Below are 16,888 nucleotides of genomic sequence, written 5' to 3' on the forward strand. Positions count from 1 at the left end.
AGAAAGCAATACTTGACCAAGTTAGTCTGATTTTTGACTTGATTGTGAATGTTGCGTTGAAATTTTCATCAATTTGCAATATTTATCTGAGAATCTAATGCAGATGATTTTTGTTGCTGCTCAATAATTCTAAAAAACTTGAATTAAAATAGTGCAGTTGTCAAACAACTGGCTCAAAATAAATCAAAAACACAAAAATTGATTTTTCTGTGAAACAGAATGTCATATAATTGTCACAATTTAAATGAAGAATAAGAGGACTTTTTGATCCTCTTTCCATGACTGCATGAATTCGAATATTCCTTCTGCACAAGAGTCAGTACACTTTGATTCAAACAAATCGAAAAATGTACATGCACCAACACCAAAGTTCTTTGTGCCTGTATTTTTAACGATCATTATCGCGACTCTAATTTATATTGGTTTTCAGGTGAGTGCTGATTTGGCACATGTTCCACCGTTAAATTTATATTCAGTAATTTTACTTTCAACCGCATTGCTCATTGCTTTGGGGTTTGAGTTTGTGAATGGTTTTCACGATACCGCAAATGCGGTTGCAACCGTGATTTATACCAATGCTTTACCTGCACCTGTTGCAGTAATGTGGGCAGGTTTTTGTAACTTCCTTGGCGTTATGCTCGCGAGCGGTGCAGTTGCCTATGGCATTATTGCCTTGTTACCTGTTGAATTGATTATGAATGTCAACAGCGGTGCAGGCTTTGCAATGGTCTTTGCTTTGTTGATCGCAGCGATTATCTGGAACTTGGGAACATGGTTCTTTGGGATTCCAGCATCAAGCTCACATACTTTAATCGGTTCGATTTTGGGTGTGGGGCTGATGAATCATCTGTTGAACTCATCAACAGGTGGTAGCGGTATTGATATGGCACAGCTGTTGAAAGTGGGTAAAGCGTTATTATTTTCCCCTTTAATTGGCTTTGCCTTTGCGGCGATTGTATTCGTTTTAGTTAAATTTGTGTTTAAACGACATTTAAGTTTGTTTGAAGCACCAAATGGTCATACACCACCGCCACCAATTGTCCGTGCATTGCTCATTTTTACCTGTACTGGGGTAAGTTTTGCGCATGGTTCAAACGATGGTCAAAAAGGTATGGGGCTGATTATGCTGATCTTGGTTGGCTTGGTTCCGTTGGCATATTCACTCAACAAAAATCTGGACAGTGATCAGGTTCAAGCATTTACGACATTGTCTCAAAAAGCAGCGCCTGTCATTGCTGCAGATTATGCGCATATTGAAGATGAAAAAGCCCGTTTGATTTTGACACAATATATTCAAAATAAAAAAGTGACGCCTGAAGTTCTACCTGCTTTAGCCAGTACAACGCATCACTTGGGTCAGGAGTTAGCGCAGTATTCTTCACTGAAAGATATTCCTGAGCAACAAGTGACTGCAATTCGTAATGAAATGTACTTAAGTACAACAACCATGAAAACTTTAGATAAAGCAGATGCTTTGCCAAAGTGGAATGATGCAGATAAGAAAACTGTAAAAGCCTATCAAAAAAGCTTAGATGGTTTCTTGCAGTATATTCCAACATGGGTCAAGGTTGCGGTTGCTTTGGCACTAGGTTTGGGTACGATGGTTGGTTGGAAACGTATTGTAGTGACTGTGGGTGAGCGTATTGGTAAGAACCATATGACTTATGCACAAGGGATGTCTGCTGAATTGGTGGCAATGAGTACGATTGCTGCAGCTGATGGCTTCGGTCTACCTGTATCAACAACTCACGTATTAAATAGTGCTGTTGCAGGAACAATGGTTGCCAATAAATCAGGTCTACAGTGGGTAACGATTCGTAATATCTTGTCTGCTTGGGTACTGACTTTACCTGCAACAATTTGTTTATCTGCTGGCTTATACTGGTTGTTCTTGCGTTTTGTTTAAGTTTATCAAATAAGACTAAACTGCAATCAAAAAAGCTTTGCCTCGGCAAGGCTTTTTTGATTTTAATCTATCAAACATATTTATCTTTGCTTAATAGATGATAGAAAGCTCTCACAACATTGCTTTCTTATTTTTTATTCCGTGGTAATTTGTCCGCAACCAAACCATAAATTGCAGCGAAAGGTAAGGCACTACGAACCAGATAGGCTGCATTCCACATGCCACCATGATTAGCACCTTGCATAATCAATTCTAGAGGATGATCAAGCTGATTGCTCGGATTGGCTAGCGCTTTAGGATTGCGTAAATCATGAATCCACATTGCAGCCATGAGCGCATTTGTTGTTTCAGGTTCAAATGCTTCAACATTAAATAAGTGTGCACCATTAAACGCAGCTTTGAGTAACGGGTTTTTGGTCACCGAATGTGTAGTTGTTGACGGTGCAATATTAATGCAAACATGTTGTCCGTGTTCTCGTGCTGTAATGGCTCGCCATTGTTGTATCCGTTTTGCAAGTGCATAGTTTGGACCTTGTTCAATCACTAGACAGTCAGCAATTGCATAGTCTTTACCATTATTTGAATGGATGAGTTGACGAGAATGAGGTTTAAGGAAATGACGGATACTTAAACTAGAAACACCTTTTGCTAAGAGCTTTTCAATGGTTGAGCGTTCACGCGATTTTTGTTTGCAATGATCAACCACCTGTTTAGGAACAGCATATACATCAGTAGGGGTACACATAAACATTAAGCTGGTATTGGGCTTTTGCTCGCTGACATATTGCATAATCGCATCCATTGCCATAGCAACACGGACATGTTTTTCACCATCCAGATAAGCAATTGCTGCAAGATTTAAGCGTTCAGGCATTTGAGCTAGCCAAGCGGCAATTTCTGGGGTTTGAGTGAGTAAATTTGCGCCTAACTTACTGCTTAAAACATCAAGAGGTGTATCTTCTACAATTGCTTCTTGGCAAGGTGCAATGAGCTTGGCATTGCCATGTTGAATCGTATTTAAGATGCGTGACCAAACTTTTTCATTGGGTAAATCTACAGCCACAATATTGGCTTTCCACTTGCTTAGCCATGTCAGCGGACCTGCTTCAGAGCCAGCCCCAAACAGCACCATGGTCGAGTCAGATAAATCAAACCATTCAGGATGTGATTGAACTGCGCGCAATGCTTCAGCATGGCTACTTTCAATAATTCCTTGCTGTTCCCATCGGGCAATCTGATCGAGTAATGCTTGCCCGTTTAGCTTCTGACCTTGATAAGGCACAAACCACTCGGGTGCTTGTTGAGATTGACCTTGAACCACAACACTGTGTAAATTTTGAATGTGAGGCACACGCATAAAGTCTTTGAGAGAAAATCGTTGATGATCACGATAAAATTCAAATAATTGATGAGCCTTATGTAGACCTTGACTGGCAATTTTTACAGGGTTGTCCTGATATAAGATCCCATGATGAACTAACGCTTTAAAATAGATAGGATAGCGCTTACGCCAGTTTTTTTCTTTGAGCACTTGTTGTGACAGTTTGTTGTCAACCAAAGCCAGTGCTTCAGAAAGAATTTGTTTGCCTGTACGAGATGTACTTGCACGTTGGCTTGCTGGATCAAGAGGAAACTGTAATCCTTCGGGAGCATTTGACATTGATTTATCCTTATTTTCAGTCATGGTGGTCATCATTCATTATGTATGCCAAGGCAGAAACTGGCTTAGCATAAATCATCAAATTTGCTAAAAAATGTAGCATGTTAGAATGCAGGAATATTTTGAATTTGCTGGAAGAAAAAAGCAATCACGGCGGGATTGATGATTATTGTCACGACCACACCATAGAGCGCACCCCAAAGATGAGCACTGTGGTTAACATGGCTGCCTTGTTGTTTACTTGACCAGATACTATAAACCACATATAAAACTGCAAATAAAATCGCAGGCATAGGAATAAAGAAAACTAGAATCCGACTCCATGGTTGGAATAAAATATAGGCAAATAATACCGCAGAAACAGCTCCCGAAGCGCCTAAACTTGCCCATTGATAGTCATTTTTATGTTTCAGGTAGCTAGGTAAAATACTAAAAATCAGGGCACCAAAATAAAACAGCACAAAGCCCATGTTGTCGAGGTACTGACGATAAAATTGCTCCATATAATTGCCAAAAAAATACAGGGTAATCATATTAAAGAGCAAATGCATACCATCAGCATGTACAAAGCCATAAGCAAAAAAACGATCATACTGACCTTTTTGGATGGCAGGTGGCCAAAAAATCAGGCGATTCATCACATCTTGTTTGGAGAAACCTAGTAAGGAAATCCCGACAGTAATGATAATTAGGGTAAGCGTATGGCTAAAAGGTAAATTCAACATAAGATTTTTTCGCTATTTCAATGGGGTTTCGCATCGGGACTCTGAGCGATAAAAAGAATTCCGACAATTTTAGTTGATTTTTCTCAATTCCCCCATATCTTCAGTTAAAATAGAGCCTTCATATTGAGGAAAAACGTTATGTCGACTGAGAACATCAGCACTAAAGTGACAGACGCAGAGGAAATTCCAAATTTATTGATTACTCCTTCTGCTCAAGAGTATTTACGTGATTTATTGGAAAAACAAAATACTCCAGGCATTGGTGTTCGTGTTTTTGTAGAAAACGCAGGAACGCCACGTGCAGAATGTTGTATGGCATATAGCGCGCCAGATGAAGTAAATCCAGCTGACTATAAACAAGATTATCCAGATTTTCCTGCATTTGTAGATAGCCCATCGATTCCGTATTTGCGTGATGCAGTAATCGACTATAACAAAGATCGCTTTGGTGGTCAGTTGACTTTCCGTGCACCAAATTCAAAAGTACCACGTGTTGGCCCAGATGCTTCGATTGAAGAACGTATTATTTACATCTTGCAATCAGAAATTAATCCAGGATTGTCAGGACATGGCGGTAACTGTTCTTTGGTTGAAGTGCAAGAAGATGCTGAGCATGGCTTAACTGCTGTCTTGAAATTTGGGGGGGGGTGCCAAGGTTGTTCAGCAATTGATGTGACCTTAAAACAAGGTGTTGAAACAACATTACGCCAGCATATTCCAGAATTGCAACGTGTGGTTGACCAAACTGACCATACACAAGCTGAAGGTGCTTATTTTAAATAAGTTCTTTTAAAGAAATGAACCTCCACACAATTTGGAGGTTTTTTCTTATATGAAAATAAAAATAATTATCATTTAATATTGTATTATTTTTTATATTAATTACACTATCTCACGTAAAATCCATAATTTATTCTTTTTTTACCTTTGGTATGTCAGTATGAAAACTCTACATCGCTTGTCGGTGCTTTCTGCATCGCTGCTTGGTTTATGCACCTCCATGACTTACGCTCAGAATGATACGGTAGAATTACAAACCATCGTCGTTTCAGCTGCAGGCTATGAGCAAAAAATTGCAGATGCACCAGCATCAATTACGGTGATTGATCGTCAACAATTAGAGCAAAAAAATTATAGTGATATCACAGATGTACTAAGAGATATTCCTGGTGTGGTGATTACTGGTTCTGGGAGTACGCTAGATGTCAGTATTCGTGGAATGGGGTCAGCATATACATTATTTTTGGTCGATGGTAAGAAGCAAGATAGTCGTGCCGCACGTCCCAATGGTGATGATTATGGTTTAGAGAAAGGGATTTTACCGCCGTTGCAATCAATTGAACGGATTGAGGTCATTCGTGGCCCAATGTCATCCCTTTATGGTTCCGATGCTATGGGTGGTGTGGTCAATATTATTACTAAAAAAGTCCCTACAAAATGGTCTGGTTCTTTTGAAGCTGCAACCATCGCACAGGATAATAGCCAAGCAGGGGATAGCCGTGATTTTAATCTTTATGTTGCAGGGCCTTTAACAGAGGCTTTGGCATTACAGTTGAGTGCAGGTTCTTACTTCCGTGAGGAAGATGGGTTTGTGGATGGCTTCTCACAAACTAAACGTGAACGTCTAAATAGTCGTTGGACGTATGTTGTCAATGATCAACATGATATTGCCATTGAAGCCAATACTTCAAAACAAGTGGGACAAGATACGGTAGGTAAAACGGTTGCTACAGGTGGAACGGATGGTAAGCAACGCTTTTATCGAAATGTTTTTAGTTTTAACCATCATGGGCGTTATCGCTCAAATCTAGAAAGTCAGTCTTATCTGCAATATGAAGACTCGACCAATCCTGATCGTGAGAATACTGTACTTGGAACTAAAGGGATTGATCTGAAAGTTTTGACAGCAAATTCACAGTGGAATTGGTCGCTCGGTGCACATAAGTTGACAGGTGGCGTCTATTTTAAAAATGAAGAGCTGAATGATCAGGGTACAAACCGCAACCCACATGCCAATGTGACAGAGTTTAGTCGTTGGTCTGCTGCACTATTTTTAGAAGATACATGGAATATTGTTGACCAATTTGACTTAACCAGTGGTCTACGTTTGGATCATGATGAAAAATATGGATCAAATTTTAGCCCACGACTATATGGTGTTTATCACCTGAATGATGCTTTTACCCTAAAAGGCGGAGTATCTACAGGTTATAAACAGCCAGATTTACGCTCATCCTCAAGTGGCTTTTATCAGGTGACAGGCGGTGGTGGTTCACCAACCAGTTATGGACGTGCGATTATTCGTGGTAATGAGAATTTAAAACCTGAAAAAAGTATGACCTCAGAGCTTGCCTTGATTTGGAAAGGTGAACAGATGGGGGCAAGTTTAACGGCCTACCACACGCAGTTTAAGGACAAGATTACTGAAATTCGAAGCTGCTCAACCGATGCGACAGGAACAGCTAACCGTAATAATGTTGCAGCATGGTCATGTTTTGATGGGGGCTTACCATTTTACTTTATCAGTGACCGAATTAATGTTGATGAAGCGATCATGCAGGGAGTTGAAGCCACTTTTGATGCACAGCTAACCGATTGGGCAACGTTTAAAGTCAATTATACATATACTAAAACTGAGCAAAAAACAGGTGACTTTAAAGGGCAGCCGCTTAATAAAATGCCTAAAGATATGTTTAACCTCAGTTTGGATCTAAACCCAACCGATCAGTTAAATCTTTGGACACGTTATCATTATCAAGGTCAGGCTTCGGCTTATTTAAGCCGCACTTCAATGTCAGAAAAGACTTCGGGCTATGGTTTCTATGATATGGGGTTAAATTATAAGTTTAATCGTTATTTGACAGCAAAGCTTGGGATATACAATTTATTTGATAAGCAAGTCACCACCCAAGACAATGGTGCAGTCTTAGATGGTCGTCGTTATAGTCTTGGTTTTGTGAGTTATTTTTAAGCGTTAAAATCAGACCTAAGGATGCTTAGGTCTGATCAAATCCTAAAATTTGACGTGTTGATTCAGCATAATAAAAACGCTCCAAGAAAGCACGGGCACGTTGTCTTAAATAACCTGTCTGAATTGCTTGCTGCATGATGGCACTAAACAATGGCTGTAGTTGCTGCATCAATAATGTTTCATCAATATTTAAGTCGCGCAGTAATTGACTAAAATTACGTTCCTGATTGCGGATATACCATGTATATAAACCATCATGTAATTGCTGTTTTAAATAATCAGTTTGGCGTAAATGATTCCAGACGTCATGAGCCAGCCCAACGGTTTGTGGTAAGTCCTCAAGCACAACATAATTTTTAAAGACACTCAAAGGTGAGGCTTTGACTTTGTGCCAGAGATTGGCTTGAAAGTGATAAAGTTTGTCATTGTCAAAATGTTGATTGAGCACCTGCTCACTCAGTTGACTCAATTTGACGATATTCTTTTGTAAATAATAGGCAACTGTTTGTTCAAAGCGTGAGTCAGTTACACTTTCAAAAACCGTTTTTCCCATTTTCATGAAGCGACCCACAGTCGGTACACGTTTACCCATGCTGTGCTCAAAATAATCTTCTAAAGCTTGTTGAATGAGCTGGGAAATCATGGCAGAAAATGCAGGATGATGAACGACACTATGAATTAACTTGTGACGATGTTCATTTTTACTCGCAACATATTGAGCAATTTTGTCAATGGTCATCACATCGAAGATATCTGCAATTTTGGTGTGTTGATTGAGGTCGTGAACCAGTGCAAAGCGAATATGTTCGACACACTGTTCTATGAAAAATGTGCTTAACTGGTTTTTTAAAAGCTGTTGTTCAAGCAAGTTAAACAGACTTTGGAAGTCCCATAAATCTTGTAAATTTTGTGCTGTAAACCAATGAAAAAACGCCTGAACTTCACTTGGCAGATTGTCTGGCGAGGAAAGCTCTCGTTCTAAAAAATCAAGGTGTGCCTCGATTAATTGTTCGATACGAGGATGTGCAGCAGTGGCGGTCATAGACAGTCAAAATCAACATGGAAAGCCCTCAGTATACCTTGTCTAAAAAAACAGATGCTAGCAATAGCGTTGTGAAATTCTGAAAAATTGAATTGAATAGAGATTAAAAATTGAATTGAAATTGGAAAAACTTGCCATAAAGAGGATGATTTTAGTCAGTGACAACGAGCCACTACAGTCTTAAAATGTCTTTGATTTTTCAATTTAAAGCGAATGGGAAATAACATGTTAACGGCACAAGAAGCCCTAGAGCGTTTAAAACAAGGTAACGAGCGTTTTGTAAATGGGAAATCCTCAATTCCTGACCTCGTTTCACAAGAGCATCGTGAACAATTGACCGCAGATCAAAATCCGTTTGCGATTATTTTGGGTTGTTCTGATTCACGTGTCCCTGCTGAAATCGTATTCGATCAAGGCTTGGGTGATTTATTTGTGATTCGTGTTGCGGGCAATATCGTTGCACCATCTCAGGTGGGTAGCGTTGAGTTTGCAGCAGAACGCTATGACTGCGCTGTTGTGGTGGTCTTGGGGCATAGTCACTGTGGTGCAGTTCAAGCTACGATTGATACGTTAATGAACCCAGAGAACCCGCCATCAAACAATTTGATGTCAATTGTTAACCGTGTTCGCCCATCCGTTGAAATTTTGATGCAGACTGAGCTTAAACACGATCTTTGCAAACTTTCAGAACATGCTGTACGTTCAAATGTCTTTGCATCGGTCAATCAATTACGTCATGGTTCTGCTGTACTCGAAACTTTGATTGCAAAAGGCAAAATGATCGTAGTGGGTGCTGAATACTCGCTTGAAACAGGTAAAGTCAATTTTTTTGATTTCTAAGCTGTATCTGGTTTCAAATAAAAAGGCGCAAAATGCGCCTTTTTATTTGAGTGCTTGTTGGATCAGTGGATAAGCATTATTTAATAAAATACGTTGTGCTTGAGCATTTGGATGTACTAGGTCTTTTTGCATGAGTTGATTATTGCCTGCAATACCTTGCATAAAAAATGGCAGTAATGGCACTTTGTACTGTTGGCTAATCACACGGTAACTTTGCTCAAAGGCTTTGCTATAGGCAGTGCCGTAGTTAGGTGGAATTTTGATTCCCAGTAAAATCACTTTGGCATGGGTTTGCTGACTTAATTGAATCATTTTTGCTAAATTTTGCTGCAACATTTGTGGTGGTTGACCACGCAAACCATCATTGCCTCCAAGTTCTAAAACGACAATATCAGGGCGATGTGTTTTTAAAGCTAAAGGTAAGCGAGCCAAGCCGCCTGAAGAGGTTTCTCCACTGACACTGGCATTGACCACTTTATGTTTTTTCGGGTACTGTTGTTCAAGACGTTTTTGTAATAAATAAACCCAACCTTGTTGTGGGTTTAAACCATAACCAGCACTAATACTGTCGCCATACACCATCACTGTTTTTGCCATGGCGGTCTCTGTAGCCAATATGCCTATGCCACTTAATACAAGCATTGCAACATAAACTGAGTGTTTGTTGTTTTGCATCTGGCTTGTCCTATGATTTTTTATGGATGTTTTGCATCATGCCACAACCTATTCTTTGCGCCCAGCATTTAAGTCAGCACATTCATTTTCAAAACAAAATGATACCTATTTTACAAGATATTCAGCTTGAAATTTTTGCAGGGGAGCAAGTCGCAATTACAGGACGTTCAGGCTCAGGCAAATCGACATTACTCGGCTTGTTAGCCACATTGGATCAGGCGAGTTCTGGGCAGCTTTGGTTATGTGGTGCAGCTGTACACCAACAAAATGAAGAGCAGCGAGCCAAGTTGCGCTTACAACATACAGGTTTTGTTTTTCAGTCTTTCCAGTTGCTCAATCATTTATCTGCTTTAGAGAATGTTCTACTACCTTTACGCTTACAGCCTCACTTTAATTATGCTCATGCAGTCATTAAAGCCAAAAAATTATTACAACAAGTGGGTTTGGAGCGGCAAATTGAACAAACGCCACAAGTTTTATCGGGTGGAGAGCAGCAGCGTGTGGCGATTGCACGCGCCTTGATCACTGAACCTAAAATCATTTTTGCAGATGAACCTACAGGCAATCTGGATGAACAAACAGCACATGAGATTGAACAGTTGTTGTTTCGGCTCAATCGAGAGATGCAAGTCACATTGGTATTGGTCACGCATGATCTGGAGTTGGCTGCACAATGTCAGCGCCATTTTATTTTGCATGATGGTCAACTGTGTGAACAACAGGGGTGATGATGAAGCATTTAGTTCAACCGCTGTTACAGCAAAGTTTTCGTAGTCATGGTGTGTGGCTGCTGATTGTGGCATTGAGTCTAGCAATTTGTGCCACCACTGCACTTAAATTTAGTAATGGGCAAATTCAGCAAGCGATTTTATTGCAAGCGGCGCAATTGCTTGGAGGAGATTTGGTGGTGACAGATACCAAGCCTCTTGCCAATGACTATGCACAGAAAGCTCAACAACTTAAGTTACAGCAATCACAAGTCACCGCTTTTAGTAGTATGGCTCATACCAACGATCAGTTTGTGATGGTCACAGTCAAGGCGATTGATCGAGCATTTCCTTTGCGTGGCAATTTACAGATTCGCCCAACTGCCCAACAGCTTAAATTGGGTGAGGTTTGGCTGAGTCAGCGCGCACAAGATCTGTTGCATGTGAAATTGGGGGATTCAGTTTTTATTGCGGATGCTGAGTTCAAATTTACAGGACTGATTACGCAAGACAGTAATCAGGAAACGGGTTTTTCAGGTTTTTCTCCCTCAGTGATGATTGATCAGCGTGATGTTGCACGAACGCATGCCATTCAGGCAGGCAGTCGAATTGAATATCGTTTGTTGCTGGCAGGGCAAACTCAGGCTGTAGCAGACTATCAGCACTGGTTTAATCTGAAAAATCCTAAAGCCAAAGCTTCACAATCTGACGCAAGTAATGCCGACACTAATCTGCAATTAAGAACAGCCAAACAGGGCAATACCCGACTGCTAAAACCGATTGAAAATCTAGACACCTTTTTGCAGCTGACCAATCTGCTCACCATTTTATTATGTGGTGTGGCAATTGCGTTATCGAGTCGCCGTTATGTGCAACAAACGCAAGATCAGATTGCCTTGTTACGCTGTTTGGGTGCGAGTCAGCGACAGATTTTGGGTGCAATTGCAGTTTTACTGTTGATGGTAATGGTGATTGCTTCAGGCATTGGGAGTGTCTTGGGTGGGCTGTTGGGTATGGGATTGTTGCAGCTCATGCTGCAATTTGTACCGAGCCTGAATATTCAAGTTGAACTGCTGAGCAGTATTTTACAACCTTTACCAATTGGCTTTTTGACCAGTGCAATTGTTCTACTTGGTTTTATTTTTCCTAATATTTATCAGTTGTTACGAACACCACCGATTCGGGTGATTCGTCAAGTACCGACATTTGGACGTGTCTATATTTGGACGTTTTTTACAGGTTTAGCCAGCCTGATCATATTTAGTCTATTGTTGACGCATGCGGTAAAACTGACTTTGCTGGTACTACTGAGTGTCTGTGCTGTTGCTATCTTGATGTATGGGATTTTGTGGCTGATTTTAAATGCGATTAAACGCAGTCATAGCAATCTAGCCATATATGTCCGTGTGCCATCACAAACAGCGCTACAAATGACGGCTTTGGCATTGGGAGTGAGTTTAATTTCGGTCTTAATTATACTGCGCACAGATTTGCTGTCACGTTGGCAACAGCAGTTACCTGAAAATACCCCCAATCAGTTTATTTATGGCTTGCCACCGATGGATAAAGCAAACTTTGAGCAACAGCTTGCCCACTATGGTTGGCAAAGTACGCCACTCTATCCCAACATTCGTGGGCGTTTAGTTGCCCATAACGGGAAGGCATTTACTCCCGAACAAATCTCTCAAAATAACAGCTTACGCCGTGAGCTTAATCTGACACAGTCCAACACTTATCCGACCGATAATGTGATTACTCAAGGGGCAAAGTTGTTGCAACAAGCAGGAGATGTGTCTGTTGAAGAAAAAACCGCACAGAGTTTAGGCATTAAACTTGGAGATCATTTAACTTTTGCATTACCTGAAGGTGAGTTACAAGCCAAAGTGATCAATCTGCGCCAAGTTGAGTGGCAAAGTTTTAGTCCCAACTTTTTCTTTATTTTTTCGCCAAAAACACTCGATGAAAATGCAGGGAGTTACTTGTCGAGTTTCTATGTGCCACCTCAAGATAAGGGTAAATTATTGGCTTTGATTCAGCAGCATAGTACGACTGTTTTTATTGATGTTGGAATGATACTGGATCAGATTAAAAATTTATTGAAGGTTATGGTGCAAATTGTCACGTTACTGGCAATTTTAGTGGCTGTATCGGGCATTTTGGTGTTATTGGCTTGCCTGAATTTGTTGATGGATGAGCGTAAAAAAGAAGTCGCCTTGATGCGGGCATTTGGCAGTTCACAAGCGCAGATCAAAACATTACTCACGCGTGAATTTGCCATGATGGGCGTATTGTCAGGTGGAGTAGCCTGTTTGTTTGCAGAAGTGATCAGTGCGATAGCCAGCCATCAATTACAATTGAGCATACAACTCCACTTAAGTTTATGGTTAATATTGCCGATGGTGATGGCATTGTTGTGTGCATTGGTTGGGCGTTATCGTTTGGTCTATTTGACACGAATTTCACCTTTAAAAAGCTTACGTGATCAGAGTGACCATTAACCTAGTTAGAATTGTTTAAGAATAGTGTCCCAGAGCGGTAATAGACCTGCGTGAATCAAATTTTGACAATAGAAATAGCTGAAAATCAGCAGTGTAACCCCTACGCAGAGTCCCAATAAACTGCCAAGGAGGTTGCGCTGATGGAGGGCACAACGATACCAAATTAAACTTTGAATCATTCCCATGAGTGCGCCACCTAAATGTGCTGCATTATTAATATTGGGAATCAGCATGCCTAAGGTCAGGTTGAGTCCCATGATAATGAGCAAGCTACGTTTGACTAAAATAAATGATTGATGAGGAAGTGTTGGAAAGAATGACAAAATCGTCAAGGCACTGCCTAAACCCATAATTGCCCCAGATGCACCTGCATTGATGCTTGGTAATAAATTGCTTTGACCTGTTTGTAGGTATAAGAAACTGTCATGGATACTCAGCCAACCACTGAGTAAGCTACCTGCTAGACCACAGCAAAGATAAATACCTAAAACATAAAAACGCCCAAAAATTTGTTCAGCAAGACTGCCAAACATATACAGCGCCCACATATTCAGTGCCAAGTGTAAAAAACCAAAGTGAAAGAACATACTGGTAAATAGACGAGCAGGTTCTTGCAAAAAAGTTAAAGGTGCAAAGTCAGCACCCCAAGCCAAGGCAGTATCAATACTGGGCTGGCTCGGATCAACTCCCGTTGCAATTTGCCACAGATACAGTCCCACATTAATCGCAATCAGGGTCGCAGTGACCCACCAGAGTTGAACATTGAGTTTACTGTGATAAAACGTGGGTTGTTGCATCTCAGACATGGTATGCTGTGTCGGTTTTAAAAACTCAGCTTAACATATTGGGTGAGATTGGGAGTAATTGCACATCATGAAAACATTGTTCATGCGTATTTTTTTGATTTTAATGACTTTGTTTTTAATGATACAGCTCTGGATTTTCGCAAGTTTACTTTGGTGGCGAACGCATCCTGTTGAACGAAGTATGTTTATGCGTATCGATGCCATCCAATATCCCGATGAAACCTTACAGCATAAATGGCGTAGTTACGACCAAATCAGCAATCAATTTAAACATGCAGTGGTTGCTGCTGAAGACGGTAAATTTTTACATCATCATGGTTTTGATTTTGAAGGCATGCAGGTTGCTTTGCAGCGAAATGCCAAAGCCGATGGTATTGTGGCAGGTGGCTCTACGATTTCTCAACAACTGGCTAAAAATCTATTTTTGTTTAATCAGCGTTCTTTTGTGCGTAAAGGGCAAGAAGCGATTGCCACTTTTATGATGGAACGTTTGTGGTCTAAACAGCGGATTTTAGAGGTCTATATGAACTCGGTTGAGCTTGGTGCCAATATTTATGGCGTCGAGGCAGCTTCTCGGCATTATTTTCATAAAAGCAGTAAAAATCTGACTAGAGAACAGGCAATTTTCTTGGCAGCGTTATTGCCGAATCCACGCTATTATCAAGAACATCCTCAGGATGAAAAATTCAGATACCGTAAGCGCTTCATTGCTAAATATATTCGTTATAGTCAAATTCCTACATAGACATATTCATTTGCATAGTTTGTGTACAAAATTTATGAAATTGTCATAAATATGCAGCATACTGTTTAAATAACATGAAAAAACACGTATGGAACGACATATGAACACCGAAGTATCTCCTGCGACGACCTCTACAGCATCTAAGACTGTGACAGCCGCAGATTATGCTTATAACGATCGATATATTAATCGTGAATTATCGATTTTAGATTTTCATTTGCGGGTGCTTGAACAGGCTGTAGACCCATTGCACCCTTTATTAGAACGTTTAAACTTCTTACTCATTTTTTCGCGTAACCTCGATGAGTTTTTTGAAATTCGTGTTGCAGGGGTCATGGAACAATTAACCACACTGGGTAATGAAAGTCATAGTCCAGACGGTTTGACGCCTAAGCAAGTTTTAGATCAGATTTCAAAAACGGCGCATGCTGCAATTGAACGTCAGTACCGTATTTTAAATGATGAAATTTTGCCGCGACTCCGTGAGGAAGATATTTGCTTTTTGCGCCGCGGTGAGTTAACACCTGCACAAACGGCTTGGGTAAAAAAATATTTCCAAGAACAAGTTGCACCAGTCCTGACACCCATTAGCCTTGATCCTGCACATCCATTCCCACGTTTGGTCAACAAAAGTCTTAACTTTATTGTGACGCTAGAAGGTAAAGATGCCTTTGGTCGTCAGATTGATTTAGCAGTTGTTCCTGCGCCACGTTCCTTACCGCGCGTTGTTCGTTTACCTGATGAGTTGACCGATGGGAAAGAACATCACGTCATGTTATCAGCCATTATTCATGAGCATGTGTCTGATTTGTTCCCAGGGATGACCGCAACTGGTTGCTATCAGTTCCGTGTAACACGTAATGCTGATTTGGCGCTGAATGAAGATGTTGATGATTTAGCCAAAGCCCTCAAAGGTGAATTAAGCTCACGCCGTTTTGGTCGTGCAGTGCGTTTGGAGGTGACAGAAAACTGTCCAAAACAGATTTACGAATATTTGCTTAACGAATTTGAACTGGATGAAGACCAACTTTATAAAGTTGAAGGACCTGTCAATCTAGCGCGATTATTGTCAAATTTTAAACGTCCACATTTAAAATACGATGCGTTTACGCCCGTGATTCCAAAAGTATTGACCAAGTCGGAAAATGTTTTTGCAGCGATGCGCAAGCAAGATATTTTACTTCATCATCCATTTGAATCATTCGCACCTGTCATTTCATTCTTGCGCGAAGCAGCACGCGATCCGCAGGTGTTGGCGATTAAACAAACCTTATACCGTAGTGGTGCAGATTCTGAGATTGTTCAGGTTTTAGCTGAAGCTGCACGCAATGGTAAAGAAGTCACCGCAGTGATTGAGTTACGTGCGCGTTTCGATGAGGAGTCAAACATTGAAGTGGCCAATGTCTTGCAAGAAGCAGGTGCAGTGGTTGTCTATGGTATTGTCGGCTATAAGACGCATGCCAAAATGATTTTGGTGGTTCGCCGTGAAAACAATAAGCTTGTGCGTTATGCACACTTGGGCACGGGGAACTATCATGCAGGCAATGCCCGTATCTATACCGATTACGGTTTGCTCACCACAGAAAAAGAGCTGTGTGAAGATGTTCATCGTATTTTTCAAGAATTGACAGGTATGGGGAAAATGGCGAAGCTGAAAAAGCTGTTACATGCGCCATTTACTTTGCATAGTCATTTGGTGAATTGTATTGATGATGAAATTGCCGCAGCCAAAGCAGGTAAAGAAGCGCGTATCATTATTAAAGTGAATGCCTTAACTGAAGTACAGTTGATTAATAAGCTGTATGAAGCTTCTCAAGCGGGTGTGCAAATTGATCTGATCATTCGTTCAATTTGCTGTTTACGTCCAGGTTTAATGGGTTTATCAGAAAATATTCGTGTTCGTTCAATCGTTGGTCGTTTCCTTGAACATACACGCGTTTATTATTTTGCCAATCAGGGCAATGCACGCATTTATTGTTCAAGTGCCGACTGGATGAACCGAAACTTGTTTAACCGTGTAGAAGCCTGTTTCCCAATTGAAGATCCTGCATTGCGTAAACGCATTTACCAGTTAGGATTATTGAATTACTTAAAAGATAACCAACAGGCATGGGCATTACAGGGTGATGGTACTTGGGTTCGGGTTCAACCCCAACAAGATGAACCTGTACATAATGCACAACAGCTTCTATTGGAAACCTTTCGCTAAATTAATCTGTGCCTCGTAAGAGGCACTTTTTTGTCTAAAAGTCATAAATTGCTTATTTTTTAAATCATTAAATTGATTTTTCTATATTTTTGAATAGATTTTCT

13 protein-coding genes are annotated in these 16,888 nt (G+C 40.5%); 8 read left to right on the forward strand and 5 right to left on the reverse strand.

The window, feature by feature from the left end; all coding sequences use genetic code 11:
• The first annotated feature begins 286 nt into the window (after nt 1-286).
• Nucleotides 287-1,906 carry an inorganic phosphate transporter gene (locus LVY74_RS02730; protein WP_237813750.1) on the forward strand — a complete coding sequence of 540 codons (1,620 nt, stop codon included), beginning with the start codon at nt 287-289 and terminating at the stop codon, nt 1,904-1,906.
• Between the two features lie 127 nt (nt 1,907-2,033).
• On the opposite strand, the gene LVY74_RS02735 is transcribed toward LVY74_RS02730, so the two are convergent.
• Together LVY74_RS02735 and LVY74_RS02740 are read right to left on the reverse strand one after the other, a co-directional pair.
• A complete protein-coding gene (locus LVY74_RS02735; RefSeq protein WP_237813751.1) occupies nt 2,034-3,566 on the reverse strand; it encodes a hypothetical protein in 1,533 nt (510 codons plus the stop codon).
• A 104-nt stretch (nt 3,567-3,670) separates the two neighbouring features.
• Entirely contained in the window at nt 3,671-4,291 is a 621-nt protein-coding gene (locus tag LVY74_RS02740; protein WP_151709869.1) for a rhomboid family intramembrane serine protease, read from the reverse strand.
• A gap of 138 nt (nt 4,292-4,429) precedes the next feature.
• Here LVY74_RS02740 and nfuA point away from each other — a divergent pair, with 138 nt between their 5' ends.
• Both nfuA and LVY74_RS02750 read left to right on the forward strand, forming a co-directional pair.
• Nucleotides 4,430-5,074 (forward strand): Fe-S biogenesis protein NfuA, encoded by a 645-nt coding sequence (gene nfuA, locus LVY74_RS02745; protein WP_151709870.1) that lies wholly within the window; start codon nt 4,430-4,432, stop codon nt 5,072-5,074.
• A 157-nt stretch (nt 5,075-5,231) separates the two neighbouring features.
• Nucleotides 5,232-7,262, forward strand: a complete 2,031-nt coding sequence (locus LVY74_RS02750) for a TonB-dependent receptor domain-containing protein (protein WP_237813752.1) — start codon at nt 5,232-5,234, stop codon at nt 7,260-7,262.
• 25 nt (nt 7,263-7,287) lie between these two features.
• On the opposite strand, the gene LVY74_RS02755 is transcribed toward LVY74_RS02750, so the two are convergent.
• Nucleotides 7,288-8,304 carry a hypothetical protein gene (locus LVY74_RS02755; protein ID WP_237813753.1) on the reverse strand — a complete coding sequence of 339 codons (1,017 nt, stop codon included), beginning with the start codon at nt 8,302-8,304 and terminating at the stop codon, nt 7,288-7,290.
• A 225-nt stretch (nt 8,305-8,529) separates the two neighbouring features.
• Here LVY74_RS02755 and LVY74_RS02760 point away from each other — a divergent pair, with 225 nt between their 5' ends.
• Nucleotides 8,530-9,144, forward strand: coding sequence for a carbonic anhydrase (locus LVY74_RS02760; protein ID WP_237813754.1), 615 nt, complete (start codon nt 8,530-8,532; stop codon nt 9,142-9,144).
• 42 nt (nt 9,145-9,186) lie between these two features.
• Here LVY74_RS02760 and LVY74_RS02765 read toward each other — a convergent pair whose 3' ends face one another.
• Nucleotides 9,187-9,786, reverse strand: coding sequence for an arylesterase (locus LVY74_RS02765; protein ID WP_237814091.1), 600 nt, complete (start codon nt 9,784-9,786; stop codon nt 9,187-9,189).
• Nucleotides 9,787-9,857: 71 nt separating this feature from the next.
• Here LVY74_RS02765 and LVY74_RS02770 point away from each other — a divergent pair, with 71 nt between their 5' ends.
• Together LVY74_RS02770 and LVY74_RS02775 are read left to right on the forward strand one after the other, a co-directional pair.
• The gene (locus LVY74_RS02770; RefSeq protein WP_237813755.1) at nt 9,858-10,547 is read left to right on the forward strand and encodes an ABC transporter ATP-binding protein; all 690 of its coding nucleotides are present in this window, start codon (nt 9,858-9,860) and stop codon (nt 10,545-10,547) included.
• Nucleotides 10,548-10,549: 2 nt separating this feature from the next.
• Complete coding sequence (locus tag LVY74_RS02775; protein ID WP_237813756.1) at nt 10,550-13,024, forward strand: ABC transporter permease; 2,475 nt, start codon at nt 10,550-10,552, stop codon at nt 13,022-13,024.
• Nucleotides 13,025-13,029: 5 nt separating this feature from the next.
• Here LVY74_RS02775 and LVY74_RS02780 read toward each other — a convergent pair whose 3' ends face one another.
• Nucleotides 13,030-13,830: a rhomboid family intramembrane serine protease gene (locus LVY74_RS02780; protein WP_237813757.1), complete on the reverse strand. Its 801-nt coding sequence runs from the start codon at nt 13,828-13,830 to the stop codon at nt 13,030-13,032.
• Between the two features lie 67 nt (nt 13,831-13,897).
• Between LVY74_RS02780 and mtgA the strand changes: the two genes are divergently transcribed.
• Both mtgA and ppk1 read left to right on the forward strand, forming a co-directional pair.
• A complete protein-coding gene (mtgA, locus tag LVY74_RS02785; protein WP_237813758.1) occupies nt 13,898-14,575 on the forward strand; it encodes a monofunctional biosynthetic peptidoglycan transglycosylase in 678 nt (225 codons plus the stop codon).
• Nucleotides 14,576-14,675: 100 nt separating this feature from the next.
• Complete coding sequence (ppk1, locus tag LVY74_RS02790) at nt 14,676-16,784, forward strand: polyphosphate kinase 1 (RefSeq protein WP_237813759.1); 2,109 nt, start codon at nt 14,676-14,678, stop codon at nt 16,782-16,784.
• Nucleotides 16,785-16,888: the final 104 nt, after the last annotated feature.

The organism is Acinetobacter sp. ME22 (genome assembly GCF_022012315.1).
Taxonomy (GTDB): Bacteria; Pseudomonadota; Gammaproteobacteria; order Pseudomonadales; family Moraxellaceae; genus Acinetobacter; species Acinetobacter brisouii_A.

Bases quoted from the DNA above. Each gene is read 5' to 3' on its own strand.
- LVY74_RS02730 (WP_237813750.1), top strand. From the start codon at position 287: ATGAATTCGAATATTCCTTCTGCACAAGAGTCAGTACACTTTGATTCA.
- LVY74_RS02735 (WP_237813751.1), bottom strand. From the start codon at position 3,566: ATGTCAAATGCTCCCGAAGGATTACAGTTTCCTCTTGATCCAGCAAGC.
- LVY74_RS02740 (WP_151709869.1), bottom strand. From the start codon at position 4,291: ATGTTGAATTTACCTTTTAGCCATACGCTTACCCTAATTATCATTACT.
- nfuA (WP_151709870.1), top strand. From the start codon at position 4,430: ATGTCGACTGAGAACATCAGCACTAAAGTGACAGACGCAGAGGAAATT.
- LVY74_RS02750 (WP_237813752.1), top strand. From the start codon at position 5,232: ATGAAAACTCTACATCGCTTGTCGGTGCTTTCTGCATCGCTGCTTGGT.
- LVY74_RS02755 (WP_237813753.1), bottom strand. From the start codon at position 8,304: ATGACCGCCACTGCTGCACATCCTCGTATCGAACAATTAATCGAGGCA.
- LVY74_RS02760 (WP_237813754.1), top strand. From the start codon at position 8,530: ATGTTAACGGCACAAGAAGCCCTAGAGCGTTTAAAACAAGGTAACGAG.
- LVY74_RS02765 (WP_237814091.1), bottom strand. From the start codon at position 9,786: ATGCTTGTATTAAGTGGCATAGGCATATTGGCTACAGAGACCGCCATG.
- LVY74_RS02770 (WP_237813755.1), top strand. From the start codon at position 9,858: ATGCCACAACCTATTCTTTGCGCCCAGCATTTAAGTCAGCACATTCAT.
- LVY74_RS02775 (WP_237813756.1), top strand. From the start codon at position 10,550: ATGAAGCATTTAGTTCAACCGCTGTTACAGCAAAGTTTTCGTAGTCAT.
- LVY74_RS02780 (WP_237813757.1), bottom strand. From the start codon at position 13,830: ATGTCTGAGATGCAACAACCCACGTTTTATCACAGTAAACTCAATGTT.
- mtgA (WP_237813758.1), top strand. From the start codon at position 13,898: ATGAAAACATTGTTCATGCGTATTTTTTTGATTTTAATGACTTTGTTT.
- ppk1 (WP_237813759.1), top strand. From the start codon at position 14,676: ATGAACACCGAAGTATCTCCTGCGACGACCTCTACAGCATCTAAGACT.